This window comes from Anaerorudis cellulosivorans (genome assembly GCF_025943985.1).
Classification (GTDB): Bacteria; Bacteroidota; Bacteroidia; order Bacteroidales; family Dysgonomonadaceae; genus Anaerorudis; species Anaerorudis cellulosivorans.
Genome location: NZ_JAPCWE010000016.1, coordinates 40,237 through 63,843, shown reverse-complemented (window position 1 = coordinate 63,843; position 23,607 = coordinate 40,237). Strand labels below are relative to the sequence as shown.

18 protein-coding genes are annotated in these 23,607 nt (G+C 42.6%); 10 read left to right on the top strand and 8 right to left on the bottom strand.

Translation table 11 applies throughout. From position 1 onward, the window contains the following. The first annotated feature begins 19 nt into the window (after positions 1–19). The 5 genes from OLM34_RS09535 (at position 20) to OLM34_RS09515 (ending at position 9,120) form a co-directional block, all read left to right on the top strand. Positions 20–1,249 carry a SusE domain-containing protein gene (locus tag OLM34_RS09535; RefSeq protein ID WP_264406908.1) on the top strand — a complete coding sequence of 410 codons (1,230 nt, stop codon included), beginning with the start codon at positions 20–22 and terminating at the stop codon, positions 1,247–1,249. A gap of 71 nt (positions 1,250–1,320) precedes the next feature. Next, a complete protein-coding gene (locus tag OLM34_RS09530; RefSeq protein WP_264406906.1) occupies positions 1,321–2,739 on the top strand; it encodes an Ig-like domain-containing protein in 1,419 nt (472 codons plus the stop codon). Between the two features lie 77 nt (positions 2,740–2,816). Beyond that, the gene (locus OLM34_RS09525; protein WP_264406904.1) at positions 2,817–4,649 is read left to right on the top strand and encodes a glycoside hydrolase family 13 protein; all 1,833 of its coding nucleotides are present in this window, start codon (positions 2,817–2,819) and stop codon (positions 4,647–4,649) included. 24 nt (positions 4,650–4,673) lie between these two features. Then, positions 4,674–6,992, top strand: coding sequence for an alpha-amylase family glycosyl hydrolase (locus OLM34_RS09520; protein ID WP_264406903.1), 2,319 nt, complete (start codon positions 4,674–4,676; stop codon positions 6,990–6,992). Positions 6,993–7,017: 25 nt separating this feature from the next. Beyond that, positions 7,018–9,120, top strand: coding sequence for a glycoside hydrolase family 97 protein (locus OLM34_RS09515; RefSeq protein WP_264406902.1), 2,103 nt, complete (start codon positions 7,018–7,020; stop codon positions 9,118–9,120). Between the two features lie 41 nt (positions 9,121–9,161). Here the strand turns inward: OLM34_RS09515 and OLM34_RS09510 are convergent, their stop codons facing one another. The 5 genes from OLM34_RS09510 to OLM34_RS09490 form a co-directional block, all read right to left on the bottom strand. Then, the gene (locus tag OLM34_RS09510; protein WP_264406901.1) at positions 9,162–9,860 is read right to left on the bottom strand and encodes a YjjG family noncanonical pyrimidine nucleotidase; all 699 of its coding nucleotides are present in this window, start codon (positions 9,858–9,860) and stop codon (positions 9,162–9,164) included. Positions 9,861–9,944: 84 nt separating this feature from the next. Continuing rightward, on the bottom strand, positions 9,945–10,799 hold the full coding sequence (locus OLM34_RS09505) for a Cbp1 family collagen-binding glycoprotein adhesin (protein ID WP_264406899.1): 855 nt from the start codon (positions 10,797–10,799) through the stop codon (positions 9,945–9,947). A 51-nt stretch (positions 10,800–10,850) separates the two neighbouring features. Then, positions 10,851–11,531 (bottom strand): 16S rRNA (cytidine(1402)-2'-O)-methyltransferase, encoded by a 681-nt coding sequence (gene rsmI / locus OLM34_RS09500; protein WP_264406898.1) that lies wholly within the window; start codon positions 11,529–11,531, stop codon positions 10,851–10,853. Positions 11,532–11,554: 23 nt separating this feature from the next. Next, positions 11,555–12,274, bottom strand: coding sequence for a hypothetical protein (locus OLM34_RS09495; RefSeq protein WP_264406897.1), 720 nt, complete (start codon positions 12,272–12,274; stop codon positions 11,555–11,557). Between the two features lie 72 nt (positions 12,275–12,346). After that, positions 12,347–13,771 carry an ATP-dependent DNA helicase gene (locus OLM34_RS09490; protein WP_264406895.1) on the bottom strand — a complete coding sequence of 475 codons (1,425 nt, stop codon included), beginning with the start codon at positions 13,769–13,771 and terminating at the stop codon, positions 12,347–12,349. A 111-nt stretch (positions 13,772–13,882) separates the two neighbouring features. On the opposite strand from OLM34_RS09490, the gene OLM34_RS09485 reads away from it, so the two are divergent. The 5 genes from OLM34_RS09485 to OLM34_RS09465 all read left to right on the top strand — a co-directional run bounded on the left by OLM34_RS09485 (position 13,883) and on the right by OLM34_RS09465 (position 19,621). Beyond that, entirely contained in the window at positions 13,883–14,590 is a 708-nt protein-coding gene (locus tag OLM34_RS09485; protein WP_264406893.1) for a hypothetical protein, read from the top strand. A 20-nt stretch (positions 14,591–14,610) separates the two neighbouring features. Continuing rightward, on the top strand, positions 14,611–15,435 hold the full coding sequence (locus OLM34_RS09480) for a DUF3822 family protein (protein ID WP_264406892.1): 825 nt from the start codon (positions 14,611–14,613) through the stop codon (positions 15,433–15,435). Next, entirely contained in the window at positions 15,426–15,962 is a 537-nt protein-coding gene (locus tag OLM34_RS09475; RefSeq protein ID WP_264406891.1) for an RsmD family RNA methyltransferase, read from the top strand. Before OLM34_RS09480 ends, OLM34_RS09475 begins: the two co-directional genes overlap by 10 nt. 107 nt (positions 15,963–16,069) lie before the next feature. Continuing rightward, on the top strand, positions 16,070–18,124 hold the full coding sequence (locus tag OLM34_RS09470; protein ID WP_264406890.1) for a TonB-dependent receptor plug domain-containing protein: 2,055 nt from the start codon (positions 16,070–16,072) through the stop codon (positions 18,122–18,124). Between the two features lie 207 nt (positions 18,125–18,331). Next, positions 18,332–19,621, top strand: coding sequence for a glucuronyl esterase domain-containing protein (locus OLM34_RS09465; protein ID WP_264406889.1), 1,290 nt, complete (start codon positions 18,332–18,334; stop codon positions 19,619–19,621). Between the two features lie 9 nt (positions 19,622–19,630). Here the strand turns inward: OLM34_RS09465 and recG are convergent, their stop codons facing one another. The 3 genes from recG to glyA all read right to left on the bottom strand — a co-directional run bounded on the left by recG (position 19,631) and on the right by glyA (position 23,550). Continuing rightward, positions 19,631–21,727: an ATP-dependent DNA helicase RecG gene (recG, locus tag OLM34_RS09460; protein ID WP_264406887.1), complete on the bottom strand. Its 2,097-nt coding sequence runs from the start codon at positions 21,725–21,727 to the stop codon at positions 19,631–19,633. A gap of 153 nt (positions 21,728–21,880) precedes the next feature. Next, positions 21,881–22,171 (bottom strand): hypothetical protein, encoded by a 291-nt coding sequence (locus tag OLM34_RS09455; protein WP_264406886.1) that lies wholly within the window; start codon positions 22,169–22,171, stop codon positions 21,881–21,883. Positions 22,172–22,269: 98 nt separating this feature from the next. Then, entirely contained in the window at positions 22,270–23,550 is a 1,281-nt protein-coding gene (gene glyA / locus OLM34_RS09450; RefSeq protein WP_264406885.1) for a serine hydroxymethyltransferase, read from the bottom strand. Positions 23,551–23,607 lie beyond the last annotated feature (57 nt).

Sequence of the window (23,607 nt, the reverse complement as noted above, 5' to 3'; positions counted from 1 at the left end):
AATTAAAAATAAGAGGACTATGAAAAAAATAAATATTTTATTGGTGGGTTTACTTTTTATGGTTGGTTTGAATTCCTGCCAAGAAGACGAACTCGTAACCATAAACCCACTTGCTGAAACCGGCGAATTGACTTTTAAATTGAACCAACCCAAATACACCGATTATACCTATGTGTTGGAAGAAGTCAACAATGACAAAGATATGGATGTGTTGACCTGTGCTCAACCCGATTACGGATTTACCGCTGCCGTAACGTATTATGTTCAGGCATCTTTCAATGAAGATATGACAGACAGTGTTGAACTTGCAACTCCCGTAAATGGAGAAAAGGTCCCTGTCAACATAAAAGATATGAATAAGGCTATACTGGCTTTATATAAAGGACAAATGCCTAATCCACCTACTACCATAAATGTGTATGTAAGATTAAAAGCAATCGTTAGCACAGCAACCCCAACTCCATTGGATAGCATCCCTATTGTAAAACCCGCCTATTCAAACGTTATCAAATTAAAGATACTTCCGTATTTTATGGAAGACCTGATGTCATACGACAAAGCAAAAAAACTCGTATTCTGGTATTTAATTGGTTTAGGAGACAATAAGTGGACGAATGATCTTTCGGGATTAGGGGTTTCTATTGTTCCATTAAGCGTTGTGGAAGGCAATAAATATGATTCAGAAGGAAACGGTACCTTTAGTTACACGGGATATTTCACCACAGACAAAGGATTCAAAATAATCCGTGATCTGGGAAGTTGGGATACCCAATGGGGAAACAATGGAAGCGAAGGAATAACCAGCCCGGTAATGAAAAATCCCAGTCTAGAGCCTTCCAATTTCAAAGTCCCTGAAAACGGCTATTATACCATCACATTGAATTCCATAACAAAGGTGCTGACGATAGAAAAAACAACCATAACACCTTCGTTATTCGATAACATGGGATTAGTCGGAACGATCAATAATTGGGGGGAGGAGAATACTCCTGACATTGCAATGTATCCTTTCCTAGTAGATGAAAACAAAAACCCGCTCAACAATCATGTTTGGTATACAGAATATACATTTAGTTCGAATGCTGATGTGAAATTCCGTGTTGACAATAAATGGGATAACAATTGGGGTGCAGCTCACTTCCCAATAGGTATCGGCACGAATAACGGGCCAAATATTCCCGCTCAAGCCGGTAAATATATAATCATCTTCAATGACCTGGATGGATTTTATACTTTTATTCAAAAATAACGAATTAATGTTCTGCCTTTTGTGGCAGAACGTTTGAAAGATTTCTTAAACCATTTAAAAAACAAGCAGAAATGGAAAAATTATTCTCTTACATATCAGCTGTAATAATAGCCGGTATTGCTTTTCTTGCATGTTCCGATCCCTATGATGATCAGCTTGTGGCAGAGCCAACAATTTACGAACAAGAACCGCTACAGGATGACAACTTCAGCATAACGATCCTAACCAAACCATTAACCATTACCGCAGAAAAGATCGGGCAAACATTTGATTTCATAAGCGTTACACCACCCACATTAGTGGATAGCGGTGCATCCGTGGCATACAAAATTTTACTATCGGATACCGAAAATTTCGCTATAGCCAAATCCATACCGTCAACACTGAGCGGATCGATTCTAAAAGTAGCATACGAACAGATTAACGATACATTAAAAGCTTTAAATCCAACATTAGCCGAACATACCGTTTATATCAAGGTGTTTGCATTTATCATAAAAGACGGAACAAAAGCTTTATATGCCACGCCGGTTGCTTCATTTATGGCTACAACCTACAATTTCCCTCCAGTTGCTGTAAACGATACGGTTATCGCTATTAAAAACGAAGTGCTTAAGTACGATGTAACACTGAACGATACCGATTATGAAAATGATCCCATTACATTGGTTAGAGTAACACAGCCTACACACGGAAAAGCTTGGATTAGTGGGAATTCAATTATCTATACTCCTGAAAAAGATTATACGGGAGACGATGAATTTACCTATACCATCACCGACGGAAACAGCAATGCCACCGCAAGCGTGATAATAACCGTAACGGCTTTGAAACGCTTCACCGAAGTAGACGTGAAACCCTATTACATTATTGGCATGGCTGACGGAAAATGGAATAATTCCGTTGACGGTCTCGGCGCTTCAATTTATCCCTTGAATGTGGTTGAGGGATATAAATACAATGACGAAGGTGCCGGCGAATTCACCTTTACCGGTTATTTCTGGGCATCGAGGGGATTCAAGTTGATCCGTGATGTAGGAAACTGGGATGAGCAATGGGGTGTAAAGGACGGTGTATATGTTCATAACGATGGAAGTTCAGGCGATATAAAAGTTCCATCCGACGGCTATTATACGATTACTTTGAATTCTATCAACCACACGCTTACAATTGAGCCAACAGCAACAACCCCAACCAGTCATATGGAAAAAGGAATTGGTTTAATCGGTGGATTCACCGGCTGGGGATCGGATGTTGAGATGTTACCAGCCGAAAGTTCCAATAATCATATCTGGTATGTCATTTATACATTTGATGAGGATACCGAAGGAAAATTCCGCGAAATCAACAACTGGGATATCAACTGGGGATCAAAATTATTCCCCATAGGCATTGGTGTACAAGGTGGTCCAAATATAGAAATCAAAGCAGGAACCTATATAGTACTATTTAACGATGTCTCCGGTAATTACTATTTCTTTCAAAAGTAAATCATTTTGACTTTTACATGGCGATGCGGTCCCAATTTGCATCGCCATGATTTGTCTTTGAATAAACCCTTTTCAAAATGAAAAAAACAGCATTATCATTCCTCTTATTTTTTACGGCTATTTCTCTGCATGCCCAACAGCTGAAGGTTGAGCCGACTTTTTGGTGGAGCGACATGGAAGAACCTGAATTACAACTCATGATATATGGCAAAGATATTGCGGATTACAAACCAACCCTTACTTCAAAAGGAATCTATTTGAAAGAGGTCGTAACACTCGAAAGCCCCAATTATTTGCTATTGTATCTTGATATTTCGAACAGTAAACCCGAAACTTTCGACATCGTTTTCTCGAACGGTAAAAAGAAAATAACCATTCCCTACGAACTCAAGCAACGCGATCCTTCGCGTCGAAATATCAAAGGATTCGATTCTTCAGATGTCCTTTACCTCATCATGCCCGACCGGTTTGCAAACGGTGAGCCCTCCAACGATCAAATTCCCATGCGAATGCCATATAAAGTAGATAGAAACAACCCTAATGCACGTCACGGCGGGGATTTAAAAGGCATTTCGAATCATCTGGATTATCTTTCCAATCTGGGCATCACAGCTATATGGCTTAATCCCGTTTTGGAAAACGATATGGAAGGCGGATCTTATCACGGCTATGCAACCACCGATTATTATCGGGTTGATCCCCGTCTCGGGACCAATGAGGATTACGTAAAGCTCATCAACGAAACCCATGCCAAGGGCATGAAAGTAGTAATGGATATGATCTTTAATCATTGCGGAAGCGACCATCCGTGGATGAAAGATGTGCCGTCGAAAGATTGGTTCAACAATCTCGACCATTACGTTCAAACATCACACATGAAAGAAGTTTATTTCGATAACTATGCATCGGAATACGATAAAAAACGCATGACCGACGGGTGGTTTGTCCCTTCAACACCCGACCTTAACCAACGCAACCGCCATGTCGCCAAATATCTCATTCAAAACAGCATCTGGTGGATCGAATATGTCGGTATCGACGGTATCCGTCAAGACACTTACCCTTATGCCGATTATGACATGATGGTCAATTGGTGCAAAGCAGTTTATAAAGAATACCCCGACTTTAACATTGTGGGTGAAGCATGGCTCAACAATCCCATAGGAACCTCATTTTGGCAAAAAGACAGTAAAATCAATCCGCATGACACACAATTAAAAACCGTTATGGATTTCCCTTTCATGGGATTAGCCCACACGGCATTTTTTGAAGAAACCTCGGAATGGAATGGTGGTCTACACAGTATTTATGAGCATATGACCTACGATTTTGTGTATGCCGATATTTATCATGTTCTCCGTTTTCTCGATAATCACGACACCGATCGCTATTTACCGGAATATCCCACTGATCTTTCAGTATTTAAGCAAGGTATTACCTTTTTGCTGACCATGCCGGGAATACCGCAATTGTATTACGGTACAGAGCTGTTGATGAACGGGAATAAACAAAAAAGCGACGGTGATATCCGAAAGGATGTTCCCGGAGGATGGCCGGAAGACAATATAAACTGGTTTACTGCCGATGGGCGTGATAGTTTACAAAACGAAGCATTCCGTTTTATGCAGAAACTGCTTAAATGGCGACAAGGAAACGATATAATAGCCCATGGAAAAATGAAACACTACGCGCTTCAGAAAGGAGTTTACGCCTATGAACGCTATCTCGGAGAAAAAAGCGTAATGGTTTTTATGAACGGAACTTCAAAGAATGTAACCATCGAATTGAATCGGTATGCCGAATCGCTTAAAGGAAAATCAGTTGGATTCGACATTTTAACTAAACAACAACTCCAATTAAATGCCACACTCGAACTAACGCCAAAACAGATATACATTGTTGAACTGTAATTAAATGTGTTCAAAAACATACAAATGAAAGATCTATATAAAATACTGTGGCTGATAGCGCTGATTTTTGTCTCTTGCGGCAAAGACGATACTCCGACAACAGAACCCCCTGTTGCAGAAATAAAAGAAGGATTCAACTTGTCACCCGCAGAACCCGATGCAGATAAAGAACTGACTATTATCTTCAAAGCACCCAAAACATCCGCGCTTTATGGTTATAAAGGCGATGTTTATATCCATACAGGGGTTGTTTCGGAAGGACAATGGCTGTATGTCCCTGCTACATGGGAGCAAAACCTGGAGAAATGCAAAATGGCCGTTGTTGAACCCAACGTTTGGAGCATCACGCTTTCTCCATCCATACGACAATGGTTTGGTTCGGGCGAAACACCGGTAACCAAAATCGGTATCGTCATCCGCAGTGCCGACGGCACAAAAAAAGGTCTCGAGAACGATTTCTTTATTACCGTCACCGATAACCGATTTCACCCTTTTGAACCTGCCGCGATAAAATATGCTCCCCTTCCCGACAACATAATAGACGGTATCAATATTATCAATAATTCCACCGTTACACTGGTGCTTTACGACAAGGACAAAGAGGGCAATCACAAAGATTTTGCCCATGTAGTCGGCGATTTCAATAACTGGACACTGAGCAACGACGAACAATCGCAGATGTATCGTGACGACAATAAAGGTTGCTGGTGGATCACTCTCTCCGGTCTGGATGCTGACAAAGAATATGCCTTTCAATATTATGTCGGAACAAAAAACGGCGAGATAACGCGCTTAGCCGATGCTTATGCAAGAAAGATTCTCGATCCCGAACACGACCCCGATATTTCTGACTCAACATATCCGGATAATAAAACCTATCCGAAAAAAGGAGCGATTGGCATCGTTTCCGTTTTCAAAATTCAACCCGATAGCTATTCATGGCAAGTATCCAACTTTACGCCTACGGCGGTGGATAATCTGGTGATTTACGAGATGCTGTTGCGCGATTTCACCACTACAAGCGATATCAACGGAGCTTTGCAAAAACTCGATTATCTGCAATCGATGGGTATAACGGCCATCGAGCTCATGCCGGTACAGGAATTCGACGGAAACGACAGCTGGGGCTACAATCCCTGCTTCTATTTCGCGATGGACAAGGCCTACGGAACCGACCATATGTATAAACACTTCATCGACGAGTGTCACAAACGTGGGATGGCCGTCATCCTCGACGTGGTGTATAATCATGCCACAGGAAACAGTCCATTCGCAAAAATGTGGTGGGATTCGGCCAACAACCGACCTGCAGCCAACAATCCGTATTTCAACGTAACGGCACCTCATCCGTATAGCGTTTTCAACGATTTCAATCACGAATCGCCATTGGTGCGCAAATTTGTGAAACGTAACTTACAGTTCTTGCTCAACGAATACAAATTCGATGGTTTTCGTTTCGATTTGTCAAAGGGATTTACACAGAAATCGAGTACTGAGGCCACTGCCGCTAATTACGATCCTTCACGCATTGCCATCCTGAAAGATTACCATGCTGCTATTAAAGCCGTGAAACCAAATGCTTACGTCATTTTGGAACATTTCTGTGACGACAGGGAAGAGAAAGAATTGGGCGATGCCGGAATGATGGTATGGCGAAATATGAATTGGAATTATTGTCAGTCCGCAATGGGATGGCAAGATGGCTCCGATTTTTCGGGTGCCTACTACAGTACCTCGTCGCGTCCTGCGAACAGTTTGGTAAGCTATATGGAGAGCCACGACGAAGAACGCGCCGCGTACAAACAAATACAGTGGGGTAACGGAATTCTGAAAACCGACCTCACCGCCCGCATGTCGCAACTCGAAGCCAACGCAGCCTTCTTTTTCACCGTTCCCGGTCCGAAAATGGTATGGCAATTCGGCGAAATGGGTTATGATATATCCATCGACTATAACGGACGCACAGGTAAAAAACCCGTCAAATGGGATTATCTCGAGGTGCCCCAGCGCAAAAAATTGCATGACACGTACGCCAAACTGATCCAATTCCGAAATGACAACCCCGAACTGTTCAATTCGACGGCAACCATGAGTTGGAAAGTATCCGAATCGGATTGGGAAAAAGGGCGATTCCTGACACTGTCGTCGTTTGGCAATGCCAAACAAATAGTGGTGATCGGCAATTTCACGAATGAAGCTATCACTACCTCAACTACATTCCCCAAAACCGGGACCTGGCACAATTACATGAATCCGTCGGAAAGCCTCAACGTATCATCCACAACAATGGATATCACGCTGCCGGCAAACAATTTCAAAATGTTTAGCACATTTCAACCCTGATAGTTTTTTAAAATAGTATAGTGCAATGAAAAAAATCGTACATCTTTTTATTCTTTTATTTTTAATTGCCTTAGGGCTTAATGCACAAACCCTTCAATCGCCGAACGGCCAATTGAAAGCTACGTTCAATATCGACAACGGAATTCCTACCTATCAATTGGTTTACAAGGATAAGCAAGTATTAAAACCCGGCAAAATGGGGTTGGAACTCTTCAACGAGAAGGATTTAATTCACAATTTCTCGGTGATCGATACAAAGACCTTATCCTTTGACGAAACTTGGCAACCTGTTTGGGGTGAAGAAAAAGAAATACGGAATCATTACAACGAAATGGAAATCACCCTCCTGCAAAAAGAAACCGAGCGAAAAATGATCATCCGTTTTCGTCTTTTTGACGACGGATTGGGATTTCGTTATGAATTTCCCGAACAAGCCAATCTTACCCACTTTGTAGTGAAAGAAGAACGAACCCAGTTTGCCATGACCGGAGACCATACCGCTTTCTGGATACCGGGAGATTACGATACGCAGGAATATGACTATACTACATCCAAATTGTCAGAAATCCGAGGGTTAATGAAACAGGCCATTACGCCAAATGCATCACAGACCCCTTTTTCCGACACCGGCGTACAAACAGCGTTGATGATGAAAACCGATGACGGCTTGTACATTAACTTACACGAAGCTGCACTGGTAGAGTACTCGTGCATGCACCTTAATTTAAACGATACAACATTTGTTTTTGAATCACATCTCACTCCCGATACTCAGGGCAGAAAAGGTTATTTACAAACACCTTGTGTATCTCCTTGGCGGACAATCATCGTGAGCGACGATGCTCGGGACATCCTGCTTTCGCGTATCACCTTGAATCTCAACGAGCCCTGCAAATTGGAAGATACCTCCTGGATTAAACCCGTGAAATACGTTGGCGTATGGTGGGAAATGATCACCGGAAAAAGTACGTGGGCATACTGCGATCTTCCCAGCGTTAAACTCGGCATTACCGATTACAGCAAAGTCAAGCCAAACGGTAAACACGGTGCAAATAACGAAAATGTAAAAAAACACATCGACTTCGCTGCAAAACATGGTTTCGACCAAGTTTTGGTAGAAGGATGGAATATCGGGTGGGAAGATTGGTTCGGTAAATCAAAAGATTATGTCTTCGATTTTCTGACTCCTTATCCCGACTTTGACATCGACATGCTGAACGACTATGCACACAGCAAAGGGGTGAAACTGCTGATGCATCACGAAACATCAAGTTCCGTCCGCAATTACGAACGTCACATGGAAAAAGCGTACAACCTCATGAATCAATATGGGTATACTGCGGTGAAAAGTGGTTATGTAGGCAATATTCTCCCTCGTGGCGAATACCATTACGGACAATGGCTGGTAAATCATTATTTATACGCCATAAAACAAGCAGCCGAACACCACATCATGGTCAATGCACACGAAGCCGTACGCCCGACCGGATTATGTCGTACCTACCCAAACTTGATTGGCAACGAATCGGCTCGCGGAACAGAATATCAAGCCTTTGGCGGGAGTAAACCGAATCATACAACCATTCTTCCCTTTACGCGTTTAATTGGCGGTCCAATGGATTATACGCCGGGGATCTTTGAAATGGATATTGAAAAAATAAACCCCGATAACAAATCACATGTTAATGCTACCCTTGCCAATCAGCTGGCTTTATATGTAACCATGTACAGTCCGCTGCAAATGGCGGCCGATTTGCCGGAAAATTACGCCCGATTCCCTGATGCTTTTCAATTCATTAAAGATGTCGCCATCGACTGGGATGAGACAAAAGTGTTGGAAGCCGAACCGGGAGAATACATTACTTATGCCCGAAAAGCCAAAGGAAAAAACGAATGGTTTGTTGGGTGCACAAATGGTTATGACAGACGGGAATCAAAAATAGCGTTCGACTTTCTGGAAAAAGGGAAAAAATATGAGGCTACGATCTATTCAGATACCAAAGCCTCGCATTATAAAACCAATCCGCAGGCCTATCAAATCAGAAAAATAAAAGTTACGGCTACATCGCGGCTCACCCAGTATTGTGCACCCGGTGGCGGATATTCCATCCATATCAGAGAACTATAAAAGGGGGAAATCAATAAAAAATTAAGTGATAGCCGTGGCTGTTACAATATTCCTTTAATTTCCTCAAGAGAATGCACAGTGAAGGTCGGTTTAAAATCCGTCGGCCTTTCGTTTTTGGAATCGGAATTGAGCCATAGCTGATCAATCCTGCTGTTATATGCTCCAACAATATCCGCATCCCAACTGTCACCTATCATGAGCGTTTCATCACGACGCGAGTTTGTAACTTTCAACGCATAGGTAAAAAAGTCGGGGTGCGGTTTATTAATACCCGCATCTTCCGAAAGAATCACTTTCGAAAAATAAGGCCTAAGGCCTGAATTTTCGATCTTTTTGTATTGAACTTCGCTAAATCCGTTGGAAAGAATATGCATCCGATATTTTGGCTTAAGATATTCCAATAAATCGATTGTCCCATCAATCAATTTTGTTTTATGTGTGGTACGCTCTAAAAAATCGTCACTCACTTTTTTAGCATAATACGGATCATCAATTCCAAAACGACGAAGCGGAAAAAGAAATCGTTCTACAATCAATTCGTCTTTACTGATTTTTCCTTCACGATACAATCCCCAAAGGTAGTTATTAGACGGCATGTATACCCGGTAAAAATCCTCGAAAGTCTCATAAAATTGATTATAGCGGTAATCGCGATAAATCTCTTCCAGACATTCTTTCCCATTTTGATGAATATCCCATAACGTATCGTCCAGATCTATAAACAGATTCTTATATGCCATATTCCAAACAGCCCTCTAAAATTTAAACACGCACGGAGTGACTTTCGATCACCCCGTGTATGCTATTGTCAAATCTGTAAAAAATCAATACACTTCAATAACCAAAAATTTTGTCAAGCTCCAGAAACGCTGCGTATCGGTAATATGGAAAGTAAGATTCCCATCCGGCCCTTTCACAAATTCATAAGTTCCTTCGGGATGAGTTGACCAAAGTTTGGCTTTCTTAGCATACAAAGGAATTTCCGTTACATCGCGAATATCGATTTTTATAAAATAATCTTTGTTGAAGGTATCTTTCATTACCTTTGTCGGCTGAAGGAACCCTCCCGACAAAATTTTCTGATCCTTTAATTCGTTAGCGGTTCCAAAAACATAATAAGCGGTGTGCAACGCTTTATCCTGTTCCTGAATGGTTGCCGATTGAGCTTCTGCTTCGCTTGCAAGCGCGGTAATGTCGCTCGATAGTTTTACAATGGTCGAATCGCGTTCGGCAAGCAAACTTTGTAATTCACTCACACGAGCAGCACTCTCCTCCATTTCTTTATTCAGCCGTTCAATCGTATTTTTCAACAAAGCGATCTGTTTATTGCTGCTGTTGTATTTGCTTCTCAATTCAGCTAACTGTGCCTTGTTTCGTTGAAGAATCTCATTAATCATCTTGAAATTCTCGTTGATACGTGTTTTGGTATCCTGACTCATTTCTCCGCTTTGCGACGACTGGGTAGAAAGGTATTTTTCGGCTTCTCTGATTTTGTTGAAGTTTTCTTCTACCTCGCTGATTACAGACATCATTTCTGCTACTTCCTCATTAGCTGACGAAGATAGCTGCAACAAGGAATCTCTTTCAGCTTCCAATTCCTTATATTCTTTCGATTCCTTTACATTGGTACATGCGAACATCATTCCCATGCCAAGAAATAAAATTCCAACTTTTTTCATAAAAAACAATTTTTTATTTCTAATTAATAAACGAATAACTCTGTAAATAGTTTAATCACGGTCACTTTGGCCACTTACTACAATCACAAATTCTCCTCTTGGTTCATTATCGGTAAAATGATGAATCAGCTCCGAAAGGGTTCCCCGAACGGTTTCTTCATGCATTTTGGAAATTTCGCGCGAGACTGAAGCATAGCGCTCTGCACCAAAATATTCTGCAAACTGCGTTAACGTTTTCACAATACGGTAAGGCGATTCGTAAAACACCATTGTCCGTGTTTCTTCCGAGAGCGTCTTCAAGCGGGTAAGTCGCCCTTTCTTTTGTGGCAAAAAACCCTCGAAGCAGAAACGGTCACACGGGATACCCGACACAACCAATGCCGGCACAAAAGCAGTAGGTCCCGGCAGACATTCCACATCGATATTTTCTCTTATGCATTCGCGAACAAGCAGAAAACCCGGATCGGAAATTGCCGGGGTGCCGGCATCCGAAATCAATGCTATATTTTCCCCGCCTAGTAAACGTTGGACGATTTGCTGCAGTGATTGATGCTCGTTAAATTTGTGATGCGACTGCATCCCGGTTTCTATGCCGAAATGCTTCAACAAAAAGCTGCTCGTGCGCGTATCTTCTGCGAGCACCAGATCACATTCCTTCAGTACATTGATCGCTCTCAATGTCATATCTTCCATATTCCCTATCGGTGTAGGTACAATAAACAACTTTCCCATAATTTTTTCCCGGAAAAGGAGGATTACTCAAATCCCTTTCTTATGGCATATAGAAAATCCATTACTGTTTGGTCTTCAAAATTCCACGAAGTATGCTTACGTAAATAAGCTTCTGCCTCCCCATAATTTTCAAACGAATTGAGCATTTCCATCATGGCATTCATTGCTCCGCGATCATTGTTGAAAAGTTCACGCTGAAACAAAAAACGATCATTCAAACTGATGCTCTTTATCAAATCGAGTACTGCAGGTTTGGCCGGTATAGCATCGTTCAACGAAGGGGTTTCCTTCTTTTTTATCCCAGTCTCGCTTTCTTTTTTTTCCGGCCATTTGTATTCGGTAAACATAGGACCTTCGCTATATGTGCTATGAGGCAGTTCCTGTTGCATACTTTCAACTTCAGCTTCTTCTTCATGCTTTTCAACCTCCTCTTCTTGCACTGCTTTAGACCGTTCTGCAGAAATCTCTCGTATCATGCCCGTTTCTGCCGCTTTCTCAATAGTTTTTTTATTGTTTTCAGCTTCGGAAAGAAACAGTATCAGCTTTTCCATTTGTGCCCGCATCTCATCGATCTGTAAGGATTCGAGTTCATGCAACAAACGCATAATGGTTTCAGTCTTGTCAAATGCCTCCCGAAAGAACGAAAAAGGGATAGCACCCTCATCTTTCGCAGCAATAACTGTCTTTTCCAAACTTTTTATAGTTGACAGAAGATTGTCGATGTATTCTTTTTTCTTTTCCAATGCGATAGCGTTTTTATTACTGTATATTACGAATGTATCGACCGATTGTTTCACCAACAACAAAAGTAATAATTATTTGGAAAGTGAGATAAAATCAGCAGGTAAATTTATAAGATATAACATTTTTGCACTCCTGGTAATGGATGTATAAAGCCAGCGATAAAAATTATCGTCCATTTGCAACCCTCTCACATATCCGAGGTCGAGAAACACATTTTTCCACTCGCCTCCTTGTGCCTTATGGCAGGTAACGGCATAGCCATACTTTACCTGAAGAGCATTAAAATACGGATTTTCTTTTATCTTGTTGTAACGGATTCGTTTTTGTGGAATATCGCTATAATCTTCCATAACAGCGGCGAACAACACGTCGTTTTGTTCGCGTGTCAAGCCGGGAACTTCGGTATGTAACACATCCAAATTGATTTTTGCTTCAAATTCCACATCATAATCCCTATGTCGCAATATTGCATTGCAAAACCTGAAGCCATACATCTCTTCATAACTTCGAATGCGCACGACTTCCACAAACTCTCCGTTTGCAAGAAAATTGATATCTTCGAAATCATTCACCCAATAATAATTATTCTTGGTGATCATTAACAAATCGCCGTTCGACAACTCCTCCTCACGATAAAGAATCGTATTCCTGATACCGTTGTTATACGCATTCACTCGCTTATTGGAACGCGAAATCACGATGGTATCGTCTATACCGTCACGCCGATAAGCATCTGAGATCTCATCAATCAATTCTGCTCCGCTCAATGTTCTCACATCAGGAAAAAGAGTTACTTCCAATTTCGGATAATCATGCGTTTTCCCAATCTTCAATGTTTCCCTGAGCATGGTAGCATTAAAAAGTATTCCCGATTCTTTCTCCTGACGAGCAATTTCGGTCAATGTTGCCTCTGTTACGTCCAAACCATACGATCGAAGCGCCTCTTTATTTAAAGCCGGACTCTCTTCCTCTTTCACCGGCGGCAATTGGGCTGTATCGCCAAGCAACATCAGCCGGCATCCTTCACCTGAATAGACAAATTCGATCAAATCGTCCAGCAGCCGACCCGAACCAAAGAGAGAAAAATCGTTCGCATTATTGCTGATCATAGAGGCTTCATCAACAATAAAAAGGGTATGCTTGTGTAAATTTTCTGCCAACGAAAATTTGGCAACTCCACCCGAAAACTTTTGTTGCCGATATATTTTTTTGTGAATGGTAGAGGCAGGATGACCGGCATAACCCGAAAAAACTTTTGCCGCTCTTCCCGTAGGAGCTAAAAGAACCGACCTAAGATTAAATTCGTTCATGGTTTTTACCAAACTTCCTACCAATAGCGATTTTCCGGTGCCGGCATATCCTTTCAACAAAAAAATTCGATTCGTATTGGAAGAAAAAACAAAATCCACAATTTTTTCAAGAGCATCAGATTGATCACGCGTAAATGTAAACGGAAAATTGGCATTAATTTTATCAATAAAGAACCCTTCTATCATTTTTTACGTTTTTTTTTATGTAAAAGTAGTACAATTGTCATTCTTTTTCTAAATTTGTAGTCGAAAACTAGAAATCAACATTCAATAATACAAATAAAAAAGAAAAAGTCCATGAAAGTTGTAGTAAAAGCGACCTTGATAGTTGCAATTGTTCTCTTAGGTTTCCTTTGCTGGAGAAGTATACAGGCACCGATCGAATTCCAAAAGGAAGTACAGAAACGAGAAAAAGCCGTCATTCAACGGTTGATCGATATTCGCACGGCGGAAGTAGCCTATCGCGAACAGAACGGCAAATACACAGCCAGTTTTGATACGTTGGTCGATTTTATTAAAAACGGTAAAGTTAAAACAATAAGAAGTTACGGTGATCTCACAGAAGAGCAGCTGGAAAGCGGAATGACCGAAGAAAAAGCAATGAAAATCATCCGTTCAGGCAACGAAAAAGCAATCAAGGCCGCAGGTTTATGGGATGAAAAAAACAATCAGCCTCAACTATTGCGCGATACCATTTATTTACCGGCAAAGGAAGTTCTTTTTGCTAATCGTCCCGATTTTAATCCGGATTCGTTGCCCTACATTCCTTATAGTAACGGATTAAAATTTGAGTTAAGGACAGGAAAACTTCAAACAGCATCGGGTTATCCTATCGAAGTTTTCGAAGTAAAAGCTCCATATACTGCATATTTGGGTGATCTCAACAAAAAACTTTTACGCCAAAAAATTGAGGATGCCTTAAACAGACCGGGAGAGAATAATTATCCGGGATTGAAAGTCGGTTCTCTTACTGTCCCCAATAATAATGCGGGGAACTGGGAATAACGTTTTCCGGATTATCTATTATGTTTCTACCTGAAAACATCGATTTTGCATTCCCCGAAAAATATATTTTATCCATCCGGATCATTCCGGATGGATTTTCTTTCTCTATTCATTGCCCGACAGACCATACCGTTTTTTATTATAAAGAAACCTCCTTCAATAATAAGTTAAGCTACAACGAAAACATCCAGAAACTAATTTTCGATTTCGGATTCTTTACTCAACCATTTCAGTCCACTCGGGTGATTGTTGTTTCCAACGAATACACCCTCATACCCGAAATATTTTACGAGAAAAAGAAAGTTAACGATATTTTCAATTTTAATATTACAACTAATAAAAAAACGGTTTTAAGCGAAAAGCCCGAGAAGGTTGCAGAAAATGATTTTTACGTTCTCTTTTCAATGGACGATGAATTACATTCGTTTATGTGCCGTAATTTGTGGAATCCGATTTTTACGCATCACATCTCGCAACTGCTTCCTTATTTTTCCCGGCACAATAATGAAGCAGAGGAGAAAAGATGCTACGTTAATTTTCATGAAGAATTAATGGATATCTGCTGTTTCAGGAAAAACAAACTGCTTTCGGCAAATACTTTTCCTGTTAATGCAACATTTAATCCCTTATATTTTATTGTTGCTGTATGGGAAAAACTCCCGCTGGATCAGTCGGCCGATTTTTTATACTTAACCGGCAATACCGAATCTCATAAAGAAACCGTCGATGCGCTGAAAAAACTGATTAAAAAGGTGCAAATCCTTTCGTTTTCCCCCAACATAACGGTTCCCAAAGAAGAAATTTCCTCTGTACCTCTTGATATAAAAATCCAATTATGCGAATAATCAGCGGAAAATACAAATCCCGGCGCATTGAGGTATCTCCCGATCTTAAAGCACGCCCCACTACCGATTTTGCAAAGGAGGGCCTTTTTGACATTTTGAACAATCTCCTGGACTGGGAAACAACAACGGCTCTTGACCTTTTTTCGGGCACGGGGAGCATCGCGTTGGAAATGGTGTCAAGAGGATGTCCGCGGGTGATCAGCGTAGAAATGAGCCGGAATCATTATGATTTTATTGTCAAAACAAAAAAAACATTGGGTGCCAACGAATTGTTCCCTGTTCGCGCCGATGTTTTCAAATTTCTTGCTACCTGTAACGAAAAATTTGACCTTATTTTTGCCGATCCTCCCTATGATCTGCCCACCGCCGATACCATACCCACTCTTATTATCGAAAATAATCTGCTCAAACCCGAAGGTATTTTTATCATGGAACACTCCGATAAACACCATTTCTCGCACTTGCCGTTTTTCAAAGAAGAACGAAAATACGGCAGGGTTCATTTTTCCATTTTCGAAAACAAATAAAAAACGAAGGAATTTTGTTTGCTGTATAAGTGAAAAATCCTTAACAGATGCGCTGTGGTACGAATATTAAGTGTATTTTTGGTACGTGTTTTTTAAATTATATCATTATGAATAAACAAAAACTATCAAAATCAACTTCGTTAAAGGCATTTCGTTTTAAGCGATTTGCCCGAAAATCGTACAGCGTTTTTAACAGTATGCACAAGGTAGTGAGCATCGGAGTGCTTTCGGGATGTGCTTTAATGAACGCCCATGCAGCTTCGGTGAATCCTGTCGAACAAACCCGTATCAAAACATCTACCGACAGTATGTTGATACGAGAACTCGATGAAGTGGTGGTCACCGCATCAAAAACCGACCTTCCACTGAGTCAGGCAGCCAAGCAGGTAATCGTCATTACACAAAAAGACATTGAGGTTGCGCCCGTCCGAAGTACGGAAGATCTTCTAAATTATGTGGCAGGAGTTGATGTCCTGCAACGCGGACCGCACGGCGTACAGGCGGACATTTCACTTCGCGGCGGATCATTCGATCAAACCGCCATTCTCCTCAACGGAATTAACCTTACCAATCCTCAAACCGGACACTACAGTTTCGACATTCCCCTCAATCTTTCAGACATCGAACGTATCGAAATCATCCAAGGACCCGCATCGTTGGCCTATGGTGCCGGAGCTTTCGGAGGGGGAATCAACATTATCACCAAAAAAGATACGCTGTCAAACGCGTACGTCAAAACAGAAGGCGGCATGTATGGCCTATTTGGTGCCGAAGCACGCGGCGCAATGAGAACCCCGTCCGCCGTACACCAATTATCCGCAGGGTATGATCGCTCCGACGGATACATTGCCAACAGCGATTATCAGCTACTGAACGTGTTGTGGCAAAGCCGCTTCGACATTAAAAACAACACACTCGATGTCCAATTGGGATATAACGACAAAGATTACGGAGCCAATACGTTTTATACGGCAGCATACCCCAATCAGTTCGATGATACGGAAACCATTTTCGCATCGATAAAAGGGGAAACCAACGGGCAACTGAAAGTGATTCCCGTACTTTACTGGAATAGACATTACGACTGTTTCCAACTCTTTCGCGACGGTACATCCAACATTCCCGATTGGTACAAAGGGCATAACTACCATCGCAGCGATGTGTTCGGCGCCAATCTCAATATGCAATATGCTTCGGCATGGGGCATTACAAGCTTCGGGGGCGAGTTCCGCAACGAAAGCATCCTCAGCAATGTGTTGGGAAAACCTATGGATGAACCCATCGGAAAATATACCAAATCCGATAGCCGCACCAACATCAGCTATTTTGCCGAACACAATTTCGTAACCGACAAATTTACCTTATCGCTCGGCGGACTGCTGAATCACAATACGGCCATTGCCGATAAATTCACGTTTTACCCGGCCGTCAACGCATCGTTCCGACCAACTCCTTCCGTAAGCATCTATGCTTCATGGAACAAGGCAACGCGCATGCCTACGTTCACCGAGCTTTACTACACCACGGCAACCCACACCGGGAATACCGATCTGGAAGCCGAACGTTCACAAGCATGGGAAACCGGCATCAAATTCAGAAACCGCATTGTAAGTGCGGAGGCATCGGCATTCTACATGCGTGGCGACAGCCTGATCGATTGGGTAAAACCCGATCCCGACGCCCTGTGGGAATCGAGAAACCATTCCCGTATCAACAAAAAGGGTGTTGAAACCAATCTTTCGCTCGATTTGCAGGAGTGGTTCGGCAATCATCAACCGTTCAAAAATTTCAGAGCAGGCTATACCTATTTGCATCAAAATTTGGTGGAAGATGAACTGATATCGAACTACACACTTAACCATCTGCGACACAAATTCACGGCAACCCTTTATCACGAAATCGTCAAGAACCTTTCCGTGAGTTGGAATTTTCGTTGGCAAGACCGTATAGGCTCATATGTGCGGTATGTGGATGGAAAACCCGGCGAAAAAACAGCCTATAAACCCTTTTCGGTGTTGGATGTCAAAGTGGATTACGCGATGAAGCATTTTCGCTTCTTCGCCAATGCAAACAATATATTCGACGCCTCATTCATCGATTTTGGCAATGTGCCCCAACCCGGTTTTTGGTTCACTGCCGGCGTGAGCTACACAACACGCTAAAGCTGTATAAAGCGATTTTTATTTCATAAAAATCCGACTATAAAAGGAAGACAGGGGAATTTCCATATTTTTTCGTTAACGAAAAAATTGGATTTCCCCTTCTTTTTCATTGAATTTATCCATGCAGAAAATGGCAAAAACTTTGAAAATCTATCTGAAAATACTACTTTTCGTGTTCGAAAAGCAAAATCATATGATTCATACATTATGACAACTCGATTTATTATTCTCACATTGGCAGTGTTGGCAATATGCCTCACCATTTTTGGACAAATTGTTCCCCAAAAAGATCCCAACTACGATGAAAACAACGTTCCTAAATTCGATTTACCCGATCCGTTAACAACATTCTCGGGTAAAAAAATAAAAAAATCGAGCGAATGGATCGAGGAACGCAGACCCGAATTGCTCACATTTTTTTCTGAAAACGTGTATGGAAAAGTGCCGTGCAAAATTCCCATTTACCAATGGAAAGTAGTAGAACAAAGTGGTAATGCCCTTGATGGCAAAGCCTGCCGCAAACAAGTTGATCTTATCTTTAAAAAAGACAATCATACCCTGCGCTTCAATATCTTAATGTATTTACCCAACGAAGCAGAAAAAGCACCCGTATTTTTAGGATATAATTTTTATGGCAATCATACGATTACCAACGATACGAATATTTTGATATCCGATGCATGGACACGAAACGACAAATCGTTGGGAATAGACAATCATCGGTTGACCGAAGATTCACGGGGAGTTCGCGCCAATCGGTGGCCGGTTGAAAAAATCATTGATTCCGGTTATGGGCTGGCTACGATTTTTTATTGCGAGGTTGATCCCGACAGAGACGATTTTTCAGACGGAATACATCCATTTTGCTATATTGAAGGCCAACAATGTCCGGCATCCGACGAATGGGGTTCTATCTCGGCATGGGCGTGGGGATTGAGTCGTGCAATGGATTATTTTGAACAGGACAACGATGTAGATGCATCAAAAGTAATCGTTTTTGGACATTCGCGATTAGGAAAAACAGCACTTTGGGCAGGGGCACAAGATGAACGTTTTTCCGCTGTCATTTCCAATAACTCGGGATGTGGCGGAGCAGCGCTTTCAAAAAGACGTTTTGGAGAAACAATAGCACGCATCAACGCTGCTTTCCCTCATTGGTTTTGCAAAAACTTCAGAAAATACAACGATAACGAGGTGGCGCTTCCCGTTGATCAACATGAGCTGATTGCCCTTATTGCGCCACGTCCCGTTTACGTGGCCAGTGCCGAAAAGGATCTCTGGGCCGACCCACGAGGAGAATTTCTGGCTGCTTATTTTGCCACTCCGGTTTATGAACTTTTTGGAAAAGACGGAATACCCTCACAAGAGATGCCGCCTGTTAACCAACCAATTCACAATACCGTGGCATATCATATTCGAACCGGCGAACACGATGTAACCGATTTCGATTGGGAACAATATATCAAATGGGCCGACAAACAGCTCCTGAAGAAATAAGAGAGAGATTCAACTGATCCTGCCCCAGTCGTACCGATTGCCCGACAACCGATTCAGCTGTTGTCTTAATACCAAATGTTCGGATTGTTCCAAATTGGGATCATTTGCAATGATTTCTTCGGCAATTTCGCGCGCACGAAACAAAATATCGCTATCGCGCACGATATCCGAAATTTTAAGGTTGAAAGGAATGCCGCTCTGCTGTGTGCCCTCCAAATCGCCGGGACCCCGAAGCTTCAAATCGGCTTCGGCAATCAGGAACCCATCGTTGGTTTCCGTCATGATTTCGATGCGTTTGCGCGTATCGGCCGACAATTCGTAAGGTGTAATCAGGATACAATACGATTGGTCGGCACCACGCCCTACCCTTCCACGCAACTGATGCAGCTGTGCCAACCCGAAACGCTGGGCACTTTCGATCACCATGACCGAAGCATTGGGAACATTCACGCCAACCTCGATCACTGTTGTAGATACGAGTATTTGCACTTCGTTTGCCAAAAAACGACGCATCACTTCATCTTTTTCGGCAGGTTTCATACGGCCGTGCATCTTGCAAACCGTAAATTCTGGGAACGACTCTTTGATATGCTGATAACCTTCTTCCAAGCTGCGCAAATCGAGATTCTCGTTTTCTTCAATCAACGGAAAAACCACATATACCTGCCGTCCGGCATGAATCTGATCGCGAAGAAAAGCATGCAACGCTCCGCGTTTCGTATCGTAGCGATGAATCGTTTTGACAGGTTTGCGGCCCGGCGGCAACTCATCGATCACCGACACGTCGAGATCGCCGTAAACCGTCATGGCGAGCGTGCGCGGAATGGGTGTTGCTGTCATTACGAGTACATGGGGTGGGTGATCGTTTTTCTTCCACAACTTGGCGCGTTGCACCACACCGAAACGATGTTGTTCGTCAATCACCACAAACCCGAGATTCTGAAACTGCACCACATCCTCAATCAACGCATGAGTACCGATGAGAATATCGATTTTGCCCGTTTGCAGCTCCTCCAAAATCGACTCTCGTTCCTTTTTCTTCGTCGAACCGGTGAGCAGCGCCACGTTTACATCCATGTCCGCCAGCAATTCGCTAAACGTGGCAAAATGTTGAGAGGCAAGAATCTCGGTCGGTGCCATGAGGCAGGTCTGAAACCCGTTATCGATCGCAATCAACATACTCATGAGCGCAACCAGCGTCTTCCCGCTTCCTACATCTCCCTGCAAAAGACGGTTCATTTGTTTTCCGGAACCCATATCCCGACGGATTTCCTTAATGACCCTTTTCTGGGCATTTGTCAGCTCAAAAGGTAGGTATTTTTTGTAAAAAGTATTCAGGTTCTTGCCTACCCGTTTAAAGACAAAGCCGTTTAATTTGGATTTTCGATCGGCCGCATACCTAACGATACTCAGTTGAATGTAAAACAATTCCTCGAACTTTAACCGATACTCCGCATCGCGCAGCAAAAGGGGATTCTTCGGGAAATGAATGTTTTCAATGGCATCATGAAAAGGGATAAGATGTGCAGCCTGTACCACATCGGACGAAAGCGAATCGGGCAACCTTTCCCGGATCATGCCGAACGCACTCTCGATAATTTTCTGCATCGCCCGAGAGTTAAGATAGTGCGACTTCATTTTTTCGGTGGTATTATACATGGCCACCAATCCGACGGGGCGATCCGCTTCATTTATATACGGATCAATCTCGGGATGGGCAATATTCCACCGATTATTGAAAAGCGTAGGCCGACCAAAAACGATATATTCGGTATTCGGTTTATATTTGTTCTCGATATATCGGATTCCTTGAAACCATACCAAATCGACGAATCCCGTTCCGTCGGTAAAATGAGCAACCAACCGTCTCTTCCGCCCTTCGCCGAATGACTCGAACGCCGTTATCCGGCCTTTGAGCTGAATATAAGGCATCGAACCATCAATCTCGTGAATATAATACAACCGACTCCGGTCAATATAACGATAGGGATACCATCGCAGCAGGTCTTCTATGGTAAACACATCGATCTCCTTGTTGAGGATCTCGGCACGTTTGGGACCGACACCCGGAACAAATTTTATATCGGTTTGAAGTATCGTTGACATTCGAATAAAGATAGAATAATCGATGATTTAAGTAACAAACTTAGATAAAAAAGGTGAGATTTTATTGATACACGATAAAAATCATCGCTGCACCTTCTCCGTACCAAGTCCGTACCATCTCCGCTCCATGCTTGCATCAGGCTTGCGTCATCCTCACACAAAGGCTGTTCCGCCTCCGCATGTGAATCCCGCTCTACATGCGGCATATACGCAGGTTTGCTTTACACAAATATCACGGAATCCGATGTTGCCGTCCCTGCCTTGAAGCGAAGGAAGAGCGAACAAGGAGCGAAGGAAGAGCGAAGAATAAGCAACAAGAAACCCGCAAAAACGCACTTGTCGAACAAAAACTTCGTTAAAACGAATATCGAGAATTGCCCTCCTTTCTGTCTCACCTGTTTGAGCAAACAAAAACGTTGTTGATCCCAATGCCCAAATGCCCAAAACAAAGAGTATGAAGGAAGATATTCAAAAATAATGAGGAATCCATAAAAACGGATTCCCCATTACTATTCATGAAAAACAAAAATCGTCCAAAGATGTTACCACGCAAAAAGGGGATATTTTCTCATCATGTCGTTCACTTTTTTGCGCACGGCTGTAATGGTCTTTTTATTCTCAACATCGGACAATACCGTATCGATCAACTCCACAATCTCGCCCATCAACGGCTCTTTCAACCCACGAGTGGTAATTGCCGGCGTTCCGAAACGCAATCCCGAAGTCTGAAAAGGACTGCGGTCGTCATAAGGCACCATATTCTTATTGGTGGTGATGTCGGCCGATACCAGCGCCTGTTCCGCAACCCTTCCGGTAAGATCGGGGAACTTCGTGCGCAAATCGATCAACATGCAGTGATTATCTGTTCCGCCGGAAACAACTTTGTATCCTTTATCCATGAAGGCTTGTGCCATAGCTGCCGCGTTCCTTTTCACCTGCAATTGATATTCTTTGAAGGAATCTTCCAAGGCTTCGCCGAATGCAACTGCCTTAGCGGCAATCACATGCTCCAACGGCCCCCCCTGCGTACCGGGGAAAACAGCAGAATCCAAAAGGGCAGACATCATTTTCACTTGACCTTTGGGTGTTTTGATACCCCAAGGATTCTCAAAATCTTTTCCCATCAAAATCACACCGCCACGAGGGCCACGAAGTGTTTTGTGCGTAGTGGAAGTTACGATGTGTGCGTGCTTGAGCGGATTTTCGAGCAATCCCGCAGCGATAAGTCCGGCAGGATGAGCCATATCCACCATAAAAATAGCCCCGATTCCATCGGCAACCTTTCGGATACGTGCATAATCCCACTCACGCGAATAGGCCGAGGCACCTGCGATGATCATTTTGGGGTGTTCTTTACGGGCAACAGCTTCCAATTCGTCGTAATCAACCCGTTGATCTTCCTGACGCACCGTATATTCCAAGGGATGGAACAGGATGCCGGAAAAATTTACCGGCGAACCGTGCGAGAGGTGTCCGCCATGAGACAGACTCAATCCGAGGAATTTATCGCCCGGATTCAAACAGGCCAAAAATACGGCCATATTGGCTTGTGCTCCCGAATGAGGTTGTACATTCACCCATTCGGCATCGAATAATTTTTTTAACCGATCGATGGCAAGTTGCTCCGTCATATCCACAAACTCGCAACCGCCGTAATATCTTTTGCCGGGATAACCTTCGGCATATTTATTGGTCATCACCGACCCCATTGCTTCCATCACCTGGTCGCTTACAAAATTTTCGGAGGCAATCAGTTCGATACCTCTCAACTGACGCTGCTTTTCTTTTTCGATAATCTCGAAAACCAACGAATCTCTCTTCATCTTGTATGTTTATTTAATGAAATGCAAAAATACGGAAGTTTGTTGAAAAATAGTGTG

Coding starts and splice junctions, on each gene's coding strand:
- OLM34_RS09490 (WP_264406895.1), bottom strand. CDS start 13,771: ATGATAGAAGGGTTCTTTATTGATAAAATTAATGCCAATTTTCCGTTT.
- OLM34_RS09465 (WP_264406889.1), top strand. CDS start 18,332: ATGACAACTCGATTTATTATTCTCACATTGGCAGTGTTGGCAATATGC.
- OLM34_RS09520 (WP_264406903.1), top strand. CDS start 4,674: ATGAAAGATCTATATAAAATACTGTGGCTGATAGCGCTGATTTTTGTC.
- OLM34_RS09525 (WP_264406904.1), top strand. CDS start 2,817: ATGAAAAAAACAGCATTATCATTCCTCTTATTTTTTACGGCTATTTCT.
- OLM34_RS09530 (WP_264406906.1), top strand. CDS start 1,321: ATGGAAAAATTATTCTCTTACATATCAGCTGTAATAATAGCCGGTATT.
- OLM34_RS09485 (WP_264406893.1), top strand. CDS start 13,883: ATGAAAGTTGTAGTAAAAGCGACCTTGATAGTTGCAATTGTTCTCTTA.
- OLM34_RS09535 (WP_264406908.1), top strand. CDS start 20: ATGAAAAAAATAAATATTTTATTGGTGGGTTTACTTTTTATGGTTGGT.
- OLM34_RS09470 (WP_264406890.1), top strand. CDS start 16,070: ATGAATAAACAAAAACTATCAAAATCAACTTCGTTAAAGGCATTTCGT.
- OLM34_RS09510 (WP_264406901.1), bottom strand. CDS start 9,860: ATGGCATATAAGAATCTGTTTATAGATCTGGACGATACGTTATGGGAT.
- OLM34_RS09515 (WP_264406902.1), top strand. CDS start 7,018: ATGAAAAAAATCGTACATCTTTTTATTCTTTTATTTTTAATTGCCTTA.
- recG (WP_264406887.1), bottom strand. CDS start 21,727: ATGTCAACGATACTTCAAACCGATATAAAATTTGTTCCGGGTGTCGGT.
- OLM34_RS09475 (WP_264406891.1), top strand. CDS start 15,426: ATGCGAATAATCAGCGGAAAATACAAATCCCGGCGCATTGAGGTATCT.
- glyA (WP_264406885.1), bottom strand. CDS start 23,550: ATGAAGAGAGATTCGTTGGTTTTCGAGATTATCGAAAAAGAAAAGCAG.
- rsmI (WP_264406898.1), bottom strand. CDS start 11,531: ATGGGAAAGTTGTTTATTGTACCTACACCGATAGGGAATATGGAAGAT.
- OLM34_RS09480 (WP_264406892.1), top strand. CDS start 14,611: ATGTTTCTACCTGAAAACATCGATTTTGCATTCCCCGAAAAATATATT.
- OLM34_RS09505 (WP_264406899.1), bottom strand. CDS start 10,799: ATGAAAAAAGTTGGAATTTTATTTCTTGGCATGGGAATGATGTTCGCA.